Raw genomic sequence first — 222 nt, forward strand, 5'->3', positions numbered from 1 at the left:
GACGGGTGAGTAACACGTAGGCAACCTGCCTGCAGGATCGGGATAACTACCGGAAACGGTAGCTAAGACCGAATACAAGACTTTGACGCCTGTCAGAGTTTGGAAACACGGAGCAATCTGTGACCTGTAGATGGGCCTGCGGCGCATTAGCTAGTTGGTGAGGTAACGGCTCACCAAGGCGACGATGCGTAGCCGACCTGAGAGGGTGAACGGCCACACTGG

Annotated in this window: 1 rRNA gene; it reads left to right on the forward strand. The window is 55.9% G+C overall.

Annotation, left to right across the window (positions count from 1 at the left end):
• Position 1 precedes the first annotated feature (1 nt).
• A 16S ribosomal RNA gene (locus LRL21_RS45415) occupies positions 2-222 on the forward strand; the annotation flags it as partial.

It is taken from the genome of Paenibacillus periandrae (genome assembly GCF_022458865.1).
GTDB lineage: Bacteria > Bacillota > Bacilli > Paenibacillales > NBRC-103111 > Paenibacillus_S > Paenibacillus_S periandrae.